Source organism: Pseudomonas viridiflava (assembly GCF_900602065.1).
GTDB lineage: Bacteria > Pseudomonadota > Gammaproteobacteria > Pseudomonadales > Pseudomonadaceae > Aquipseudomonas.
Map to the genome: position 1 here is coordinate 69,227 of NZ_UWFN01000347.1, position 19,089 is coordinate 88,315.

Sequence of the window (19,089 nt, forward strand, 5' to 3'; positions counted from 1 at the left end):
AAGGCACAGTCATGGAGCAAAAGACCGGCATCTGTACTGGCTGAATGATTCAGTAACCAGTACAACCAGACACCCGACGCGCCGGTCGCTAGCCTCTCTGGCATCTCACCAGGCAAGGATGCTTCGATGCGCTTACTGACCGCAACCATGCTCTCTCTCATCAGCCTGACCGTACAGGCTAATCAATGTCCAGACTGGACGCCCGCCAAGGCAAGAAACTCGATCACTGCCCTGCAAACACAAATCTCTGCCTGGGATGACAGCTACCACCGGCAGGGCGTGTCACTGATTGCCGATGAGCTGTACGACCAGTCCCGGCAACGGCTTGAGTTCTGGCGCGCATGCTTCACCTCACCAGGCAGTGAAAACGGCCACCCACTGGCAACGGCCAAAGGCCCGATACGTCATCCCGTACCGCACACCGGCGTCAACAAGCTGAGCGATGAAAGAGCCGTAAAAGAATGGCTTAACGGTCGTAAAGACCTATGGATTCAACCCAAGGTTGATGGTGTCGCCGTGACGCTGGTGTATGAGCAGGGCAATCTGGTTCAGGCCATCAGTCGTGGCGATGGCAACGAAGGGCAAGACTGGACCGAACACGCCAAAACCATTGCAGCCATACCCGCGCACCTGCCCTGGCAGGAAACGCTGATACTTCAAGGTGAGCTGTATCTGAGTCTGGAAAATCATATACAAGCCCAGGCCGGGAGCGTAAACGCACGCGGCAAAGTCGCCGGGATGCTTGCACGCAACGAACTGAACGGTGCCGACGCAGAGCGGATTGGTCTTTTCGTCTGGGACTGGCCTGACGGGCCGACCTCAATGCACGAACGTATGGCGGGATTGAGCGCTCTGGGTTTCGACGACAGCGCTCACTATAGTCAACCGCTGGAAGGCTTTACCCAGGCTCAACGCTGGCGTGAGCATTGGTATCGCAACCCGCTGCCTTTCGCCACTGACGGCGTCATCATCCGTCAGGGCGAGCGCCCACCGGTACAGCGCTGGCAGGCGAAAGCGCCCTACTGGATCGCCGCCTGGAAATACCCCTTTGCCCAGGCGCTGGCAGAAGTGCGCAAGATCAACTTCAACATTGGCCGCAGCGGCAAGATCACTCCGGTCCTGGAGCTTGAGCCTGTGCGTCTGGATGACAGACAGATCAGTCGCATCAGCGTTGGCTCACTGCAGCGATGGCAGGCTATGGATATCAGACCTGGCGATCAAGTGGCCGTAAGCCTCGCGGGCCTGACCATTCCCCGACTGGACGGCGTCGTCTCACGCAACGTTGAACGTGACGAGCTGCAGATTCCTCAGGCAGAAAACTTTCACGCGCTCAGTTGCTGGCAACACGCACCTGACTGCGAAAGTCAGTTTCGCGCGCGGCTCGTCTGGCTCAGCAGCAAGAAAGGTCTGGCGCTGGCCGGAGTGGGCCCAGGGACTTGGGATAACCTGATCAATGCCGGGAAAATCAATGGATTGCTCGACTGGATGACCCTGGATAAAGACCAGCTTGCTAACATTTCCGGGCTGGGCGAGCGTAGCGGCGCTAAACTGATCGACAGTTTGTACGAGGCCCGCTCCAGACCGTTTGCGGTGTGGCTAAAGGCTATCGGCCTGCCGCCTACCGGGGAGGCTCAACTGGCTGAACAGTGGAGCGAACTGGAAAAGCGTACGACGCAACAGTGGCAAACGGAACCGGGCATAGGCCCGGGCCGTGCCGACCAGTTGGTAGCCTTCTTCCAGCACCCAGAGGTCCAGGCCCTGAGCGAGCAACTGCGAGCCCACGGTATTTCAGGTTTTTAAAGTGTCGGGCGTTTAATCATCAAGCCCGGACGTTATGGTTTTCAAAAGGAGTTCATATGAAGGTTTTTTCACCGCTGATTCTGCTGACATGCTGCGCAATGCTCACCACCCCGCTCCTGGCTGCCGAGTCGGCCCCTGAAGAAGGCGGATGCCTGGCTAAAAGTCAGGAAATCAGCAAAAAAATCGAAGATGCGAAGGCAAATGGCAACAAGCCCCAGCAAGCCGGCCTTGAAAAAGCCCTGAGCGAAACCAACGCCAATTGCACCGAGGCGTCGCTGCTTAAAGAACATGAGCAGAAGGTGCTGGACGCCAAGCGCGAGGTCAAAAAGCGTGAGTCCGACCTGAGCAAAGCCATGACCAAGGGCGATCCGGACAAAATCAACAAGCGTAAAGACAAGCTGGCCGAGTCTCGCAAGGAACTGCAGGACGCCCAAACAGAATTGGAAGACCTACAGCCGCAGGATTAAACAGCGGATTTATGCAGAACCTGTGGGAGCAGGGCTTGCCCGCGATGGGCTTTATGCGATGGATCAGATATCCGCGGTGTCCTTATCGCGGGCAAGCCCGGCTCCCACAGGATGAACTGACGTGGGACCGGCTTTAGCCGGGAAGGCGGTATTTCTGACGATGAAAATGTAGTGGCTGTACTGGCCTCTTCCCGGCTGGAGCCGGTCCCACGGTGTTCCCCACGTGAATACTCAATGATTACGAAACTCTTTATGACACGCCTCGCACACCGCCTGAACCTTGTTCATGGCGGGTGTCAGGGAGCCGGATTTAAAGGGGCGCTCATTGCTGACGATCACCAATTCAGCCGTCGCCGATTCCAATGACCGCGCCAGTTCCTGAAAGCGCGTCTGCTTTTGCCAGACGGCATCCGTGGCGCTGGTGTGATCCGTCTCTTTGACTTGCGGGAAATGTTTCCAGGGCTGATGAGACAGGCTGTCGAGCTTGACCGCCCCTTCGCTGAAGCGCTGGCCATCGAAAGCGACACGACCGCGCAACATGCCGCCCAGATCTTCGCTGGTCTTGAGCATGTCCTTGAAGATCGCCTTGCGTTGCGCAAGCGGCGAATCGGGGTCCAGCCCGCCACAGGCGCTCAGGCTCAGGCAAGCCAACAGCACAGCGCAAAATTTTTTCAACGTTGTATCCAGCAGGGTCCGCAGAAACGGCGGCCAGTATCCTCGGCCGCCCGATAAAGACAAAGCGCTGGATCACCGCAGTCAGGCAGGCAACGGCGTGGCGGACGCAATGAACAGCCCCACGATCAGCCCCAGCCCGACCATCCAGGCCAGCGAACGCAAGATAGCAAGATCAGCCAGATAGAAAATGATGTAGAGCAAGCGGCTGGTAATGAACAGCACCGCGACCACATCAATGGTCACCAACTGTGCGTTACCGGCAATGTGGGCAATGATGACCGCAGCGGCAAAACCGGGCAGGATCTCGAAGCTGTTGAGCTGCGCCGCATTGGCACGGGCTGGCAGGCCTTCGAGGTTATTCAGGAAATTACGCGGGTTGTGGTTGTGCTTACCGTTGAACTTGCCGCTGGAATACTTGGCGATGCCTGCACACACGATCGGCAGAATAATCGCGACCAACACGCACCAGAATGCAACCGTCATAACAGAATCCTTATAGTTTGATTTTCATAACCAGCATGCCAAGCAGGACCAGGCCACAAGCTAAGAGCCGGGGCCGACCAAAAGGTTCTTTCAGATACCGCATGCCAAACAGCACCACTAGAATCACACTCACTTCGCGCAACGCTGCAGCCTCTGCCACTGACCCCAACTGCATGGCCCACAACACCAGAGCGTAGCTGAGCAAGACACACAGGCCGACGCTTAAGCCCAAACGCCATTGCTCCCGCCAGAAGAGGCTGAAAGGAACGCGTTTGTAGGTGAGAGCCAGCATCGGAAACGGCCATGCGCTAATCAGCGTCAGCCAGACCAGGTAGTCCAGAGGGTGCACGCCCATCTGCAGCGCTTGCCCGTCGATCCAGGTGTAGCAGCCGATACACACGCCAATCAGTGCGACCACCGGAAGCAGCGACCAGGGCAGTCGATCACCTCCACCGCCCTGCCAGAGCAGGCAGATCATGCCGCAAGGGATCAGCAGAATACCGAGAATTTGTTGAGTGCTGAGTTCTTCGCCGACAAAGATCAGGGTCAAGGCCAATACCACCAACGGCGACAAGCCCCGCATCAGTGGATAGACCAAACCAAGATCACCGACCCGATAGGCCTTGATGAGCAGGTAACGGTACAACAGTTCGAACAACGCCGAGGCAATCATCCATGGCCAGATGGCAGCAGGCGGCGGTTCGACAAAACTCACTGCGAGCACCGCGAACAGCAACGCCACAAAATCCATACTGGCGATGACCAATAGCCGCTCACCGCTGAATTTGATCAGGGTATTCCACGTCGCGTGCAGTACTGCCGCGATCAACACCAACGCTGTAGCCAGCAAAACGCTCTCCCTGTTTCAGGACTCGTAAATGGCAGGTTTCCGGACACCACGATATTCCTTGGTGAACATTGAGCCCATGTGGGAGCGAATTCATTCGCGAAGAGGCCAGTACATTCGACATATCCCTATCGATTGAACTGCCGCCTTCCCGAATAAATTCGGTCCCACAGGTTCCGCGTGAACCTCAAGCTGGCGTAAATTCGCTCCCAGAATAACGCAGCATTCAGCCCGGTAAATCGCGAACTACATTCAAAGGCACTGTCCTGTCACACCTTGTCCAACCTTCGCCAATGAGAATCCTTACGATTAACGTTTAACCCGATTCGTAAGGAAGTTCCATGCATTCTGTTTTTCGTTTGCGACCTACCGTCGCCATGACGAAGCTCGCGTTGGCGTGCCTCATCGCCCAAAGCGCCTGCGTTCAGGCTCAAGAAATCACCGCCGCCCCGGCGATCACTCTGGAAGATGTGACCGTTACCGCTGCCGGTTATGAGCAGAGCGTAGAGGATGCACCTGCTTCCGTGACAATCATTACCGGCGACGAACTGCGCAAGCGTTCGTTCCGCGACCTGACGGACGCCCTGCGCGACGTTGAGGGTGTGACCGTCAATGGTAGCGCCAACGAAACCGACATCTCGATTCGCGGTATGCCGGCTGATTACACCTTGATTCTGGTCGATGGCAAACGCCAGAGCGCTCGTGAATCAAGGGTCAACGGCAACTCGGGTTACGAGCAAAGCTTCATACCGCCAGCTGAAGCCATCGAGCGTATTGAAGTGGTGCGCGGCCCGATGTCCTCGCTGTATGGCTCCGATGCCATTGGCGGCGTGATCAACGTCATCACCCGCAAGGTTACTTCCGAATGGGGTGGCTCGGTCACCTACGACTATTCGGCACGTCAACATAGCGATCAGGGCAATGCACGGCAGACCCAGTTCTACCTCAACGGCCCATTGATTCAGGATACTCTTGGTCTGCAAGTCTGGGGTCGCTATCTGGATCGCCAGGCAGACGACGACGTCGAAGAAACCAACGGCTTCAGTAAGGCCGACCATAAGGACCTGACGGCACGCCTGGCTTTCACGCCGACCGTTGACCACGACATCCTGCTGGAAGCTGGCGCAACCCGCCTGAAAAACGGTGACGGTCTGAGCCCCAACTGGGCAACTCGCGAGCAGGAAAACAACCGTGATCACTGGTCGATCTCTCACCAGGGTCGCTGGGACTGGGCAACCTCGGACGTTTCGTTCGCACAGGAAGAGTCCAGCCGTAAAGGCGTCGCCAGTGCAACTCAGCGTGACGTACTGGGCCGTAAACCTACGGTGAAGAACTCGGTGTTCGACGCCAAGCTGGTGATTCCAACCGAGCAGAACATCACCACTACTGGCCTGCAGTGGAATGAAACTGTTGTCACCGACTGGAACCAGGGCTTGGGCGACCGTGTGAACTACGAATATTCCGTAGTGCAGAAAGCACTGTTCGCCGAAAACGAATGGGCAATGACCGACACATTCTCGTTGACCACCGGCCTGCGTATGGACCACCACGAACAATACGGCGTGCATTTCAGCCCGCGTGTTTATGGCGTGTGGCATGCCACCGATGACTGGACCATCAAGGGCGGCGTGGCTCGCGGCTTCAAGGCTCCGGAATTGCGTGCAGTGATCGAGGACTACGCCGTGCTGCGCCGCAATACGTTTGCGATGCTTGGCAACCCGGACCTCAAGCCTGAGACCAGCACCAACTACGAGCTGTCGGCGCTCTGGTCCAACCGCAATAACCTGTCGGCTGGCGCGACAGTGTTCTACAACGACTTCAAGGACAAGCTCTCCACGGTCACCACCGACCAGTTCTTTGGCCCGTACATCATCATGGAACGAGTCAACGTCGACAAAGCCGTGATTCAGGGCGCGGAACTGAACGGACGCTGGGACATCACTTCTGCGCTGGCACTGAAAGCCAACTACACCTACACCGACTCGGAGCAAAAATCCGGTGCAAACGCGGGTGCACCGCTGGCGCTTACACCCGAGCACAAGGCCAACGTACGCACTGACTGGACGCTGTCCGACAAGACCCAGCTCTGGGCAGCGGTCAATTACTACGGCGAGGAGTACGGCAACACCATCACCGCCGAATCCTCACCGGGTTACACCACGGCAGACTTCGGCGGCTCGTATGAGTTGACCAAAAACGTCTCGTTTAACGCCGCGTTGTACAACCTGACCGACAAGCGACTGGACGACGAAACCTACGGCACCGTGAACTATGGCCGCACACTGTGGGCGTCGACGACCGTGAGGTTTTAAGAACGCACCTCACTGCATGAAGTGAAATGAGACTTCTTGTGGGAGCTGGGCTTGCCCGCGATAAGGCTGGACGCGATCTAAGGCGAACCGATTCCAGCCTTATCGCGGGCAAGCCCAGCTCCCACAAGACCTCATTCCAAGGCAAGAACGTTGATACTGCCCAGAGCGCTCACCCCGCCGCAGGCAATCGCACCACCGCACACAATCCGGCAGGCGGGCGGTTTTCCAGGATGAGCTCTCCGCCATGAGCCTGAATACAGGCGCGGGCGATGGCCAACCCCAGGCCCAGACCGCCGCCCTGGCTGATATCCGCCCCTCCGCGTCCCAACTGCACGAACGGCTCAAACACCTGCGTCAGCCAGACAGGTTCAATACCCGAACCATGATCGAGTATTTCCAGTCGGATCATCCCGTCACCCTCACGGCCCAGACTGATCTGCGCGTCACCCGCATGCCTCAGCGCGTTATCAATCAAATTGGTCAATGCCCGCTTCAGCGCCAAAGGCCGGCAAAAGCAATCAATCTGCTCGTTAGCCTCCCAGGTTACAGGCTGCTCCATGGTCCGGTAACGTCGCGCCAGATCGTCGAGCATTTCGTTCAGCAAGACCCTGACCGTTACCTCCTGAACCGCATCGCCGCGCACGAAATCCAGCGTCTCGCGCACCATCGCCCGCAGCTCATCCAGGCTTTCCAGCATGTCATCACGCAACGGCCCGTCTTCGATCAATTCGACTTGCAGACGCAACTCGGTAATCGGCGTGTTCAGGTCATGACTGACCGCAGCCAGCATTCGGGTGCGACCTTCCACATGACGGGCGATCCTTTCCTGCATCACATTGAACGCAGTGGTCAGGTCACGCGCCTCTTGCGGACCGTACAGCGGCAGCGGCGCGATCCATTCACCTCGACTGACACGTTCGGTCGCTTCAGCCAGCGTCTTGACCGGTTGAACCACTCTGCGCATGAAGAAGATCACGATCAGCAGGACCGGTATCGTCGTGACCGGCAAGGTGTAAGCCAGCAAACGACTCCACTCATAAGCGCCCGCTGGATGCTGAAGGGAATTGAGCGTCTGGCCATCGGGCAAGACGATGCTGGTGCGCAATCGCAGAGGCGCCCAGCCAGCACGAAAAAACACAGCCTCCCGGGCAGGTCCGCCGGTGACGCGCTCCAACTGAATGTTCACCGCATCCTGCGGCGTCAATTCCAGCCGCGCACGTAGCTCTTGCGCCAGTCGCCGCTCTTCTTTGTGCATATCAAAGGGGGTGACATCAGGCTCCTGCGCAATCCAGAAACGCGCATCCTGCGTCTCCATGGTTGCCAGCACTCGCGAAGCATCAGCGGCCGACAGCTCGTGGGCCACGTGATAAGCCGTTGTCAGTCGCTCCAGCGTCAGGGTGCGGGACAGCGGGTGAATCAACGCGCCGGTACGTTGCAGAAACAACATGGCAATCGCATTGGACGCGAGCAGCGCAAGCAGTAACAACAGACCGAGTTGATGAGTCATCCGCCGGGGCCAGCATCGGCTCAACCACGTCACAGCGGTTGCACGCAGACATCGGCCGCCAACATGTAACCACCGCCCCAGACGGTGCGCAGCAATTGCGGCTGTAAAGGGTCATCCACCAGCTTGCGACGCAAGCGGCTGATTTGACGGTCAATGGCGCGATCATAAACATCGCTGCCGGGACGTGCCGTCAAATCCAGCAGACGCTGGCGATCAAGGGTCTGATTGGGATGCTTCAGGAATACAGTCAGCAGTCTGCTTTCAGCGGTGCTGAGCTGGATCTGGGTGCCATCTGCGCGCAACAACAATTCAGTCGCCGTGATGAAACTCAAACCGGCGAATTCGTAACGCTGCGCCGACGAAGTACTCGGTACCTGATGGCCAGCCCCTGAGGCACCACGGCGACGTAACACGCTATTGATCCGCGCGACTAACTCGCGGGGCTCGAAAGGCTTGGTCAGGTAATCATCCGCGCCCAGATCCAGGCCTTTCACCCGGTCCGCCGATGCATCGCGAGCGGTCAACAGAATAACCGGAATATTTTCCCGACGATGCAACATGCCGCACAGCTCAAAGCCATCACCGTCCGGCAGCATCACATCCAGCACCACCACATCGAAAGCCTGTTGCTTGAGCAACTGCCACATCCCCGCCGCATCTTCAGCCGTGCGCACATCAAACGCATGGCGACGCAAATACACCGCCAGCGGATCGCGGATCTTGCGGTGGTCGTCGACCACGAGGATGCGTGGCGGCGAAGGATTGGCGGTTGGATCAGAGCTCATTTCGTTCCTGATAGTGCAGTTCTCTCGCTGCAAACATGGCGCCTGTGTGGGAGCGGTGCTTGCCCGCGATAAACGATAACGCGGTATGTCGTCTATCTGCGTCTCATGTATCGTCGGAATGCCGCCCAGACCAAGCACCGCTCCCACAAAAACAGCATTCCAGTCCAGGTTGTTATGGAGATCCTGATGGAGCAAACACATTTGCGGATGATTCCCATTAACGAGCAGCGATGATAGCCGATGCGCCACTATCCGGCACTCATTTGCAACGCTGTCGGTCTGCTGTGGTCAATGCCACTTCCCATGGATATGGAAAAATATGTGTCCGCTTGCCCCAGCGGCCCATCAAACCCTTGCTCGCTTAAAACATGAACCGCTGTCGGGCACGCTTTGAATCGCAATAACAGGAAGACCGATGCTTGAACTCGTTGCTGCTTTTATCTGCCTCACCTCGCTGCTCACTTATGTGAACTTTCGTTTCATCGGCCTGCCGCCCACCATCGGCGTCATGGTCACCGCATTGATGTTTTCGCTGATCCTGCAAGGCCTGAGTTTCCTCGGTTTTCCCGGTCTCGAAGAGCGCGTCCAGCAATTGATCGGCCAGATCGATTTCGGCGATTTGCTGATGAACTGGATGCTGTCGTTCCTGCTGTTTGCGGGCGCGTTGCACGTCAACCTGTCCGACCTGAAAAGTTACCGCTGGCCCATCGGCTTGTTGGCGACCTTCGGTGTATTGATCGCCACCACCGTAATCGGGGCGCTGGCCTACTGGATCTTTGGCCTGTTCGGCTGGCACGTCAGCTTCCTGTACTGCCTGTTGTTTGGCGCGCTTATTTCCCCGACGGACCCTATCGCGGTGCTGGGCGTATTGCGTACCGCCAATGCCTCCAAGCCGCTGAAAACCACCATCGTCGGTGAGTCGTTGTTCAACGACGGCACGGCCGTTGTGGTGTTCACCGTGTTGCTGGGTATCGCGCAATTGGGTGAAACCCCGACCGTCGGCGAGACCGCCATGCTGTTCGTGCACGAAGCCGTTGGCGGCGTGCTGTTCGGCGGGCTGATCGGCTATGCCGTGTACCTCATGATCAAGAGCATCGAGCAGTACCAGATCGAAGTGATGCTGACCCTCGCGCTGGTCATCGGCGGTTCGGCAATGTCCACCGAGTTGCACGTATCAGGCCCGATTGCGATGGTGGTCGCCGGTCTGATTATCGGCAACCTGGGCCGCAATCTGGCGATGAACGACATGACCCGTCGCTACATGGACGGTTTCTGGGAATTGCTCGATGACATGCTCAACGCCCTGCTCTTCGCGCTGATCGGCATGGAGTTGCTGCTATTGCCATTTTCCTGGTCGCACATGCTGGCGGCGGGCTTGCTGGCGGTGGCGATCCTGCTGTCGCGTTTTGTGACCGTGGCACCGGCCATCCTGCTACTGCGCCGCTGGCGCACAGTGCCTCAAGGCACGATCCGCATCCTGACCTGGGGCGGTCTGCGTGGCGGTGTGTCGGTGGCACTGGCGCTGGCCTTGCCGTTGGGACCTGAGCGCGATCTGCTGCTGAGCATCACTTACATCGTGGTGCTGTCGTCGATCCTGTTGCAGGGGTTGAGCATTGGCAAGCTGGTGAAGGCAGTGACTCGCGATCAGCCGACCGGGCAAAATTCCGCTCACTGAGTCACGACTGCTGTCATGCGTGACTCGATTGGCTAAGATGCCACGACCGCCAGCCCGTGCTGGCGGTTTTACCGAGGCTCAGGAGCACGCATGTCCAGCAAAGAGGAGATCGCCGTCGTTGGCGGCACACCGATGATTCCCGATCAACGTCGGGAGTTGATGCTGCGTCAGTTGCGCAAGCATCAGGTGCTCAGCGTGCACCAACTGGTGGAAATGTTCGATTGCTCGCACATGACCATCCGCCGCGACATTGCGTTGCTGGAACAGGAAGGCCGTGCTTATTCGGTCACCGGTGGCGTGCGCATCGCCAGCCAGTTGCACAGCGAACCCAGCCATCAATCCAAAGCCGTGGTCGAACTGCCGCAGAAACAAGGCATGGCGCGACTGGCTGCCGGTCTGCTGCACGACGACATGACCATCTACCTTGATGCAGGCACCAGCACGCTGGAAATTGTCCCGCACATTGCGGCGCTGTCGGGCATGACCGTAGTGACCAATGACTTCGGTATCGTCAATGCGCTGGCCGATGCCACTCATGTGGATGTGATCCATACCGGCGGTTTGCTCGATCATCCCAACCGTTCGTGTGTCGGCGGTCTTGCTGCTGCGACGTTGCGCCAGCTCGCGACTGACATCGCGTTCATGTCGACCAGCTCCTGGGATTTGCAGCGCGGCACGACCACGCCTTCGGCGCTCAAAGTCGAAGTCAAACAGGCGGCCATGCAGTCGGCGTCGCAAACCGTGCTGGTGGCGACCAGTTCCAAATACGGCACCTTCGGCATGTACAAGATCGCGGCGCTGGAACAGTTCGACATCATCATTAGCGATGCTGCCCTGGCTGAAGCCGCCGCGGATGGTATTCGCAAGCATCGGGTCGAGTTGCTGCTGGCGCCCGTAGCAGGTCAACGCTGAACCATGGCGATTCGCGCACTGCTGGTGATACTGGCCCTGCTGAGCGCGAACACTCACGCATCAATGCGCTGCAATAGCACATTGATCAATGAAGGCGACCTGGCTGTTGAAGTGCTGCGCAAATGCGGCCCGCCTGCCGATCGCCAGATCACCCCGCCCGCACTGGCCGCCAATGGCCAGCTGAGACACGGCGCCGTCACCGTTGAAACCTGGGTCTATGGGCCTGAGAACGGCATGTACCGCACCCTGCGGTTCATTGATGGCCGGCTCGTTCAGATCAAAAGCAAAAAATAAGAACGCACGCTATTTCTGTAGGAGTGAGCTTGCTCGCGATGCGGTTTGCCTGTCGATAAATTGTCGTCTGACTGGACGCTATCGCGAGCAAGCTCACTCCTACAGACGATCCCCGACCCGTTGGAGCGTGTGAGCGGCAAGCCCCGCTCCAACGAAACGCCTCCGCCAATGTGAATCCATGTGAACAAGAAATAATACTTCACATTATTTGCTCACTGATTCACTATCGGATTCACAGATCAGAACAATTCTGACCGATTGCTGGCAGTGACGAGCATCGGCAACCATCCGAGGAAGACAGCATGACTAACAAGAACGTCGGCGTTATTGGCTTGGGTGCGATGGGTTTGGGCATTGCCCGCTCGTTGCTGCGCAGTGGTTTCAATGTTCATGCGTGTGATGTCCGCAGCGCCGTGACCGAGCAATTCGCCACCGAAGGCGGCGTCGCCTGTGCATCCCCTGCTGCCATGGCAGCCGCCTGCGATGTGATCATCACCGTCGTCGTCAACGCTGAGCAGACCGAAACCGTATTGTTCGGTGAGAACGGCGCCATCGCGGCACTGCGCCCTGGCAGCCTGGTCATCGGTTGCGCCACCGTTGCCCCGACCTTTGCCGTCGAGCTCGGCCAACGTCTGGTCGATAAAGGCCTGCTGTACCTTGATGCCCCGATCTCCGGCGGCGCAGCTAAAGCAGCCGCTGGCCAGATGACCATGATGACCTCCGGCCCGGCTGAATCCTACGCCAAGGCTCAAGCGATTCTCGACGGTATGGCAGGCAAGGTTTATCGCCTTGGCGACGTTCACGGCCTCGGCTCGAAAGTCAAAATCATCAACCAGTTGCTGGCCGGTGTTCACATTGCCGCCAGTGCCGAAGCCATGGCGCTGGGCCTGCGTGAAGGCGTCGACGCCGACGCGCTTTACGAAGTGATCACCAACAGTGCCGGTAACTCGTGGATGTTCGAAAACCGCGTGCCGCACATCCTCAAGGCCGATTACACGCCGCTCTCGGCTGTGGATATCTTCGTCAAGGATCTGGGCCTGGTACTGGATACTGCTCGCACCAGCAAATTCCCGCTGCCGCTGTCGGCCACTGCACACCAGATGTTCATGCAGGCTTCCAGCGCCGGTTACGGTCGTGAAGATGACTCCGCCGTGATCAAGATTTTCCCGGGCATCGAATTGCCGAAAGCCAAGCCAGAACAAGCTTAAGGGGCAACCGATGAGTAATTCTCCTGTGCGCCCGTTGCTGGGCTGCATCGCCGACGATTTCACCGGCGCCACCGACCTGGCCAACATGCTGGTACGCGGCGGCATGCGCACCGTGCAAAGCATCGGTATTCCAACGGCTGAAATGGCTGCGGATCTGGATGCCGACGCCATCGTCATTGCCTTGAAATCCCGCACCACGCCTGCCGCCGAAGCGGTCGAGGAATCCCTCGCTGCGCTGGAATGGCTGCGCGAGCGTGGCTGCGAGCAAATCTTCTTCAAGTACTGCTCGACCTTCGACTCTACCGCCGCTGGCAACATCGGCCAGGTCAGCGAAGCGTTGCTGAAAAAGCTCGGCAGCGACTTCACGCTGGCGTGCCCGGCATTCCCGGAAAACGGCCGCACAATCTTCCGTGGCCACTTGTTCGTTCAGGACCAGTTGCTCAGCGAATCCGGCATGCAGCATCACCCGCTGACGCCGATGACCGACGCCAATCTGGTACGTGTGCTGCAATCGCAAACCCAACAGAAAGTCGGCCTGCTGCGCTACGACAGCATCGCCAAAGGCGTTGAAGGCGTGCGCAGCAAGATCGCAGAGTTGCGCGCCGACGGTGTGAGCATGGCGATTGCCGATGCGCTGTCCGACGCCGATCTCTACACCCTCGGCGAGGCCTGTGCCGACCTGCCACTGCTGACCGGTGGCTCGGGCCTGGCCCTGGGCTTGCCGGGCAACTTCCGCAAGGCTGGCAAATTGCGCGACATCGACGCCGCCAAACTTGATCCGGTTGCCGGTGGTGAAGTGGTGTTGGCGGGTAGCGCTTCGGTCGCCACCAACGGTCAGGTCGCGGCCTGGCTGGAAGCCAATCGCCCTGCCCTGCGCATCAACCCATTGGAACTCGCCGCTGGCCGTCCGGTGGTTGAACAGGCGCTGGAGTTCGCTCGCAAAGCCGGTGAAACGGTATTGATCTACGCCACCAGCTCGCCAAACGAAGTCAAAGCCGTTCAGCAACAACTGGGCGTTGAACGTGCTGGTGCGCTGGTTGAAGACGCTCTGGGCCAGATCGCCAAAGGCCTGCTGCATGCAGGCGTGCGCCGCTTTGTTGTGGCGGGCGGTGAAACTTCGGGTGCAGTGGTTCAGGCATTGGGCGTACAACTGCTCAAAATCGGCGCGCAGATTGATCCGGGTGTCCCCGCAACCGTCAGCAGCGGCAACCAGCCGCTGGCCCTGGCATTGAAATCCGGCAACTTCGGTGGCCGCGACTTCTTCAGCAAGGCCCTCAAGCAGCTGGCGGGGGAATCTGTATGAGTGCAGAAAACAAGCTTCGCGAAGAAATCTGCGACATCGGCCGGCTGTTGTATGGCCGTGGCTACACCGTCGGCAGCGCCGGAAACATCAGCGCGCGGCTCGATGACGGCTGGCTGATCACGCCAACTGACGCGTGCCTGGGTCGCCTTGATCCGACCGAAATCGCCAAGGTCAATCTGGCCGGTGAATGGGTGTCGGGCAGCAAACCTTCAAAAACCCTCGCGCTGCATCGCGAGGTCTACGACCGCAATCCGGGTGTGGGCGGCGTGGTGCATACCCACTCCACGCATCTGGTTGCGTTGACCCTGGCGGGCGTCTGGCAGGAGGACAACATCCTGCCGCCACTGACGCCTTATCAGGTGATGAAAGTCGGGCAGATTCCGCTCATTGGTTATGAGCGTCCCGGCTCGCCGAAAGTCGCCCAGCGTGTCGCGCAACTGGCCAACAGTGTGCGCGGCGTGATGCTCGAACGGCTCGGACCGGTTATCTGGGAAAGCTCGGTTGCCAAGGCCGCCTACGCCCTCGAAGAATTGGAAGAGACCGCTCGACTCTGGTTGATGAGCAACCCAAAACCCGCGCCACTCGACCCGGCTGCTCTGGAAGAGTTGCGTGAGGTTTTTGGGGCCAAGTGGTAGTTCAAGGCATTTGATTGAGGGCCGCTCAGCGGCCCCCGACAAGACCCGGCCCAGCCGGAAAACAATAACAATGGGACTTTAAAGTATGACGCCACTAATGCTGATGTTGATCGCTGGCGCGGGCATCGCGCTGCTGCTGTTCCTGGTCCTCAAATACAAATTCCAGCCGTTCGTGGCGTTGATGCTGGTGAGCATCATTGTTGCGCTGGTCGCAGGTGTGAAGCCGGCTGATCTGGTTGCCACCATCGAAGGCGGCATGGGCAAAACCCTCGGTCACATCGCGATCATCATCGCCTTGGGCGCGATGATCGGACGCATCATCGAGCTGTCCGGTGGCGCCGAGGCATTGGCAAAAACCCTGATCAAACGCTTCGGCAACCGGCGCACGCCGCTGGCCCTGACCGTTGCCGGTTTCATCGTCGGTATTCCGGTGTTCTTCGAAGTGGGCGTGATCATCCTCATGCCGCTGGCCTACGGCGTCGCCCGCGCGGCTCGTAAACCACTGCTGCTGTTCGCCTTGCCGATGTGCGCGGCGTTGCTGGCAGTGCATGCCTTCCTGCCGCCGCATCCGGGGGCTGTGGCCGCTGCAGGTCAACTGGGCGCTGACCTGGGTCGCGTACTGATGTTTGGTATTCCGATGGTTGCGGTCCTGAGCCTGGTCGGTTACTTCATTGCGGGTCGTATGACTCGCAAGTTCTACCCAATGACCGACGATATCCGTGCCGAAGTCTACGGCCCGCATATGACCAACGCCGACCTGCAAGCCTGGCATAACGGCGACTACTCCAACACCAGCAGCGAAGCGACGCATTCGAACAAGCCAGGCATGGAAGAAAGCGCCAGCAGCCTTGCCGCATCGCTGCCGCCCGCTCCGGCGCCTGGCTTCGGTTTGATCATCGGCCTGATCCTGCTGCCGATCGTACTGATTCTGCTCGGTACGTTGGCCACCACCATGCTGCCCGTCGACTCGACGCTGCGCAGTGTGCTGACTGTATTGGGTGCGCCGCTGGTTGCCCTGCTGATCGACACCCTGCTGTGTGCCTGGTTGCTGGGTACTCGCCGCGGCTGGAGCCGTACTCAGGTGTCTGACGTAATCGGCTCGGCGCTGCCGGGTGTGGCCATGGTTATTCTGATCGCCGGTGCCGGTGGCGTGTTCGGTAAAGTACTGGTTGATACCGGTATCGGCGCTGTCGTCTCCGAAGCATTGCGCACCACCGGCCTGCCGGTTCTGGCGCTGGGCTTCCTGCTGACCCTGCTGCTGCGTGCCGTGCAAGGCTCCACTACCGTTGCACTGGTGACCACTGCCGGTATTCTCAGCCCGCTGATCGCAACCTTGAACCTGACACCTAACCACCTGGCTCTGCTGTGTCTGGCCATGGGCGGTGGCGGTCTGGCAATGTCGCACATCAACGATGCCGGTTACTGGATGTTCACCAAACTGGCTGGCCTTAATGTCGCCGACGGCCTGCGTACCTGGACCGTGCTGGTGACTATCCTTGGCACCCTCGGCTTCCTCGCGACCCTGGTGATCTGGCCATTCGTCTGATCCAACAAGACTGGAGTTAACATGCCTCGTTTCGCTGCCAACCTCAGCATGCTTTACCCGCAACATGATTTTCTCGAGCGCTTCAGCGCAGCGGCCGCCGATGGTTTCGTTGCCGTCGAGTATCTGTTTCCGTACGACTACAGCACTCAGGAGCTCAAGCAGCGCCTGAGTGACAACGGACTGGTGCAAGCGCTGTTCAATGCACCGCCGGGTGACTGGGCGGCAGGCGAGCGCGGCATTGCTTCGTTGCCGGGGCGTGAAGAAGAATTCCGCACCGGCATCGCCCGCGCGCTGGAATACGCCAACGTGCTGGGCAACGACCGGATTCACGTGATGGCGGGTTTGTTGCCCAGTGAAGAGCTTCGTGCACGCCATCAGGCGGTGTACCTGGAAAACCTCGCCTACGCCGCTGACCAAGCTGCCAAGGCGGGCATCACGGTGCTGATCGAGCCGATCAATACCCGTGACATGCCGGGGTTCTTCCTGAATCGTCAGGATCAGGCGCAGGCTATCTGCAAAGAAGTGGGCGCTGCCAACCTCAAAGTGCAGTTCGACTTCTATCATTGCCAGATCGTTGAGGGCGACGTGATCTCGAAGCTGCGTCGTGATTTCGCGGGTGTAGGCCACATCCAGATTGCCGGTGTGCCGGATCGTCACGAGCCGAATCTGGGCGAGTTGAACTACAACTGGCTGTTCGAAGAAATTGATCGCCTGGGTTACACAGGCTGGATTGGCTGCGAATATCGGCCTAAAGGCGACACCAGCACCGGCCTGCAATGGTTGCGCGATTGGCAGAGCCTCAAGCGCTGAGTACAGTCGGCCCTGGCAACAGCTTCACCTCATAAAAATAAAAAGGGGAACTGAACATGCGGAGATTCAAAGGTGGCCTGTGCGCTGCGCTGCTGATCGTGGCGCAGACGGGAATGGCCTTCGCGGCGAGTGTTCCAGCCGCAGTGGAAGCGGTATGGACAGCGCCCAGCTTCACTTTCCATACCGGCGAAAAACTGGACAACCTGCGGATGAGCTACATCACCGTCGGCGATCCAAAGAACCCCGCAGTGCTCTTTCTGCATGGCACCAATCGCCCTGCCAGCGACATGCTGGGCAAGGACTTCGGGGGTGAGTTGTTTGGTCCCGGGCAACCTCTGGACGCCAGCAAGTACTACATCATCGCGCCCGATGGCATCGGCGTCGGCAAGTCGAGCAAACCTTCCGATGGTTTGCGCATGAAGTTTCCTGCTTACAACTACGACGATATGGTCGTGGCGCAACATCGTCTGTTGACTGAAGGGATGGGCATCAAGCATTTGCGGCTAGTCATGGGCAATTCCATGGGCGGCATGCAGACCTGGATGTGGGGCCAGAAATGGCCGGACATGATGGACGCCTTGGTGCCAATGGCTTCGCAACCTACCGCGATGTCGGCGCGCAACTGGATCATGCGGCGCATGCTGATCGAATCCATCAAGCAGGACCCGGCCTGGAACGAAGGCAACTACACCAGCCCGCCGCCTTCGTTGCGCCTGGCTAATGTGATGTTTGGCTTCGGTACCAGCGGTGGCACCCTTGCTTATCAGGCCATGGCGCCTACACGAGCACAGGCAGACAAACTGGTTGATGAGCGATTGGCGGCACCGCTGCCGGGCGACGCGAACGACTTCATTTACCAATGGCAGTCCTCGGCGGACTACGATGTCTCGCCAAAGCTTTCGGCAATTAAAGCGCCGGTGCTGGCAATCAACAGTGCAGACGACGAGCGCAATCCACCTGAGACCGGGACTCTGCAGAAATCACTCGCTCAGCTGAAGAACGCACGTCTGGTATTGATTCCTGCCAGTGCGGAGACCCGCGGACACGGTACGACCAACATGGCTCGTTTTTATGCTGAACCGCTGAGTGAGTTCATGAAGGCGACTGCGCGGCCTTGATGGTATTGAGATCTATCCTTCAGCGGGAGACTCGATGTTTGCCTGCGAGCTGATAGACGACGCAAAACCCTGTGGGAGCGGTGCTTGCCCGCGATAGGGACACCGCGATCTTAAGTGAACCGCGTCCAGCCTTATCGCGGGCAAGCACCGCTCCCACAGGAGACCGCATTTCCAGACAAGACCGGCCGCTTCGGTTTATTCGTCGATCGCCTCGTCCTTGAACTGATCTTTCACATAGGTGATTTCGGTCTTGCCGTGCGGTGCGGGCAGGCCGTCTTCGCCGAGGTTGACGAATACCATCTTCTCGACCGTCAGGATGCTCTTGCGGGTGATCTTGTTGCGCACCTGGCATGTCAGGGTAATCGAGGTACGGCCGAACTCAGTGGCGGTGATACCCAGTTCGATGATGTCGCCCTGGCGTGAGGCGCTGACAAAGTTGATCTCGGAAATGTACTTGGTCACCACGCGCTGATTGCCTAATTGCACGATGGCGTAAATTGCCGCTTCCTCATCGATCCAGCGCAACAGGCTGCCACCGAACAAAGTGCCGTTAGGATTGAGATCTTCAGGTTTCACCCACTTGCGAGTGTGGAAATTCATGCTTGCTCCTGACGTCTGCCGATTGATGCGGGTAATCATGGCAGACACAGCGGGTATCAGCACAGTCATCGCTTCCTATCGAATTCATAGAGTAGTGGCACCGTCCATCCGG

At 58.6% G+C, this 19,089-nt stretch carries 18 protein-coding genes; 12 read left to right on the plus strand and 6 right to left on the minus strand.

Annotated elements, in window-relative coordinates; translation table 11 throughout:
* Window positions 1–126 precede the first annotated feature (126 nt).
* Together ligB and EE949_RS26055 are read left to right on the plus strand one after the other, a co-directional pair.
* Window positions 127–1,800: an NAD-dependent DNA ligase LigB gene (ligB, locus tag EE949_RS26050; protein ID WP_122666932.1), complete on the plus strand. Its 1,674-nt coding sequence runs from the start codon at window positions 127–129 to the stop codon at window positions 1,798–1,800.
* A 56-nt stretch (window positions 1,801–1,856) separates the two neighbouring features.
* On the plus strand, window positions 1,857–2,267 hold the full coding sequence (locus EE949_RS26055) for a DUF1090 domain-containing protein (RefSeq protein ID WP_122666933.1): 411 nt from the start codon (window positions 1,857–1,859) through the stop codon (window positions 2,265–2,267).
* 231 nt (window positions 2,268–2,498) lie between these two features.
* Here the strand turns inward: EE949_RS26055 and EE949_RS26060 are convergent, their stop codons facing one another.
* The 3 genes from EE949_RS26060 to EE949_RS26070 all read right to left on the minus strand — a co-directional run bounded on the left by EE949_RS26060 (window position 2,499) and on the right by EE949_RS26070 (window position 4,275).
* Window positions 2,499–2,954: a c-type cytochrome gene (locus EE949_RS26060; protein ID WP_122667083.1), complete on the minus strand. Its 456-nt coding sequence runs from the start codon at window positions 2,952–2,954 to the stop codon at window positions 2,499–2,501.
* A 69-nt stretch (window positions 2,955–3,023) separates the two neighbouring features.
* Entirely contained in the window at window positions 3,024–3,425 is a 402-nt protein-coding gene (locus EE949_RS26065) for an MAPEG family protein (RefSeq protein ID WP_122666934.1), read from the minus strand.
* A gap of 10 nt (window positions 3,426–3,435) precedes the next feature.
* Complete coding sequence (locus tag EE949_RS26070; protein ID WP_122666935.1) at window positions 3,436–4,275, minus strand: DMT family transporter; 840 nt, start codon at window positions 4,273–4,275, stop codon at window positions 3,436–3,438.
* A gap of 338 nt (window positions 4,276–4,613) precedes the next feature.
* Between EE949_RS26070 and EE949_RS26075 the strand changes: the two genes are divergently transcribed.
* Complete coding sequence (locus tag EE949_RS26075) at window positions 4,614–6,584, plus strand: TonB-dependent receptor domain-containing protein (protein ID WP_122666936.1); 1,971 nt, start codon at window positions 4,614–4,616, stop codon at window positions 6,582–6,584.
* Between the two features lie 169 nt (window positions 6,585–6,753).
* On the opposite strand, the gene EE949_RS26080 is transcribed toward EE949_RS26075, so the two are convergent.
* Both EE949_RS26080 and EE949_RS26085 read right to left on the minus strand, forming a co-directional pair.
* Window positions 6,754–8,091 carry an ATP-binding protein gene (locus EE949_RS26080; protein ID WP_122666937.1) on the minus strand — a complete coding sequence of 446 codons (1,338 nt, stop codon included), beginning with the start codon at window positions 8,089–8,091 and terminating at the stop codon, window positions 6,754–6,756.
* A gap of 29 nt (window positions 8,092–8,120) precedes the next feature.
* Window positions 8,121–8,876 carry a response regulator gene (locus tag EE949_RS26085; RefSeq protein WP_122666938.1) on the minus strand — a complete coding sequence of 252 codons (756 nt, stop codon included), beginning with the start codon at window positions 8,874–8,876 and terminating at the stop codon, window positions 8,121–8,123.
* Window positions 8,877–9,291: 415 nt separating this feature from the next.
* On the opposite strand from EE949_RS26085, the gene EE949_RS26090 reads away from it, so the two are divergent.
* From EE949_RS26090 to EE949_RS26130, 9 genes are all read left to right on the plus strand, one after another.
* A complete protein-coding gene (locus EE949_RS26090; protein ID WP_122666939.1) occupies window positions 9,292–10,551 on the plus strand; it encodes a cation:proton antiporter in 1,260 nt (419 codons plus the stop codon).
* A 90-nt stretch (window positions 10,552–10,641) separates the two neighbouring features.
* On the plus strand, window positions 10,642–11,463 hold the full coding sequence (locus EE949_RS26095) for a DeoR/GlpR family DNA-binding transcription regulator (protein ID WP_122666940.1): 822 nt from the start codon (window positions 10,642–10,644) through the stop codon (window positions 11,461–11,463).
* Between the two features lie 3 nt (window positions 11,464–11,466).
* Complete coding sequence (locus EE949_RS26100) at window positions 11,467–11,757, plus strand: DUF2845 domain-containing protein (RefSeq protein WP_122666941.1); 291 nt, start codon at window positions 11,467–11,469, stop codon at window positions 11,755–11,757.
* A 257-nt stretch (window positions 11,758–12,014) separates the two neighbouring features.
* On the plus strand, window positions 12,015–12,965 hold the full coding sequence (ltnD, locus tag EE949_RS26105; protein ID WP_257153381.1) for an L-threonate dehydrogenase: 951 nt from the start codon (window positions 12,015–12,017) through the stop codon (window positions 12,963–12,965).
* Between the two features lie 10 nt (window positions 12,966–12,975).
* Window positions 12,976–14,268 carry a 3-oxo-tetronate kinase gene (otnK, locus tag EE949_RS26110; protein WP_122666942.1) on the plus strand — a complete coding sequence of 431 codons (1,293 nt, stop codon included), beginning with the start codon at window positions 12,976–12,978 and terminating at the stop codon, window positions 14,266–14,268.
* Complete coding sequence (locus EE949_RS26115; protein WP_122666943.1) at window positions 14,265–14,903, plus strand: aldolase; 639 nt, start codon at window positions 14,265–14,267, stop codon at window positions 14,901–14,903. The genes otnK and EE949_RS26115 overlap by 4 nt, the downstream gene beginning before the upstream one ends.
* 85 nt (window positions 14,904–14,988) lie before the next feature.
* Entirely contained in the window at window positions 14,989–16,449 is a 1,461-nt protein-coding gene (locus EE949_RS26120; protein WP_122666944.1) for an SLC13 family permease, read from the plus strand.
* A gap of 21 nt (window positions 16,450–16,470) precedes the next feature.
* Window positions 16,471–17,259 carry a 2-oxo-tetronate isomerase gene (gene otnI, locus EE949_RS26125; RefSeq protein ID WP_122666945.1) on the plus strand — a complete coding sequence of 263 codons (789 nt, stop codon included), beginning with the start codon at window positions 16,471–16,473 and terminating at the stop codon, window positions 17,257–17,259.
* Between the two features lie 56 nt (window positions 17,260–17,315).
* Entirely contained in the window at window positions 17,316–18,377 is a 1,062-nt protein-coding gene (locus EE949_RS26130) for an alpha/beta fold hydrolase (RefSeq protein ID WP_122666946.1), read from the plus strand.
* Between the two features lie 195 nt (window positions 18,378–18,572).
* Here EE949_RS26130 and EE949_RS26135 read toward each other — a convergent pair whose 3' ends face one another.
* Window positions 18,573–18,977, minus strand: coding sequence for an acyl-CoA thioesterase (locus EE949_RS26135; protein WP_122666947.1), 405 nt, complete (start codon window positions 18,975–18,977; stop codon window positions 18,573–18,575).
* Window positions 18,978–19,089: the final 112 nt, after the last annotated feature.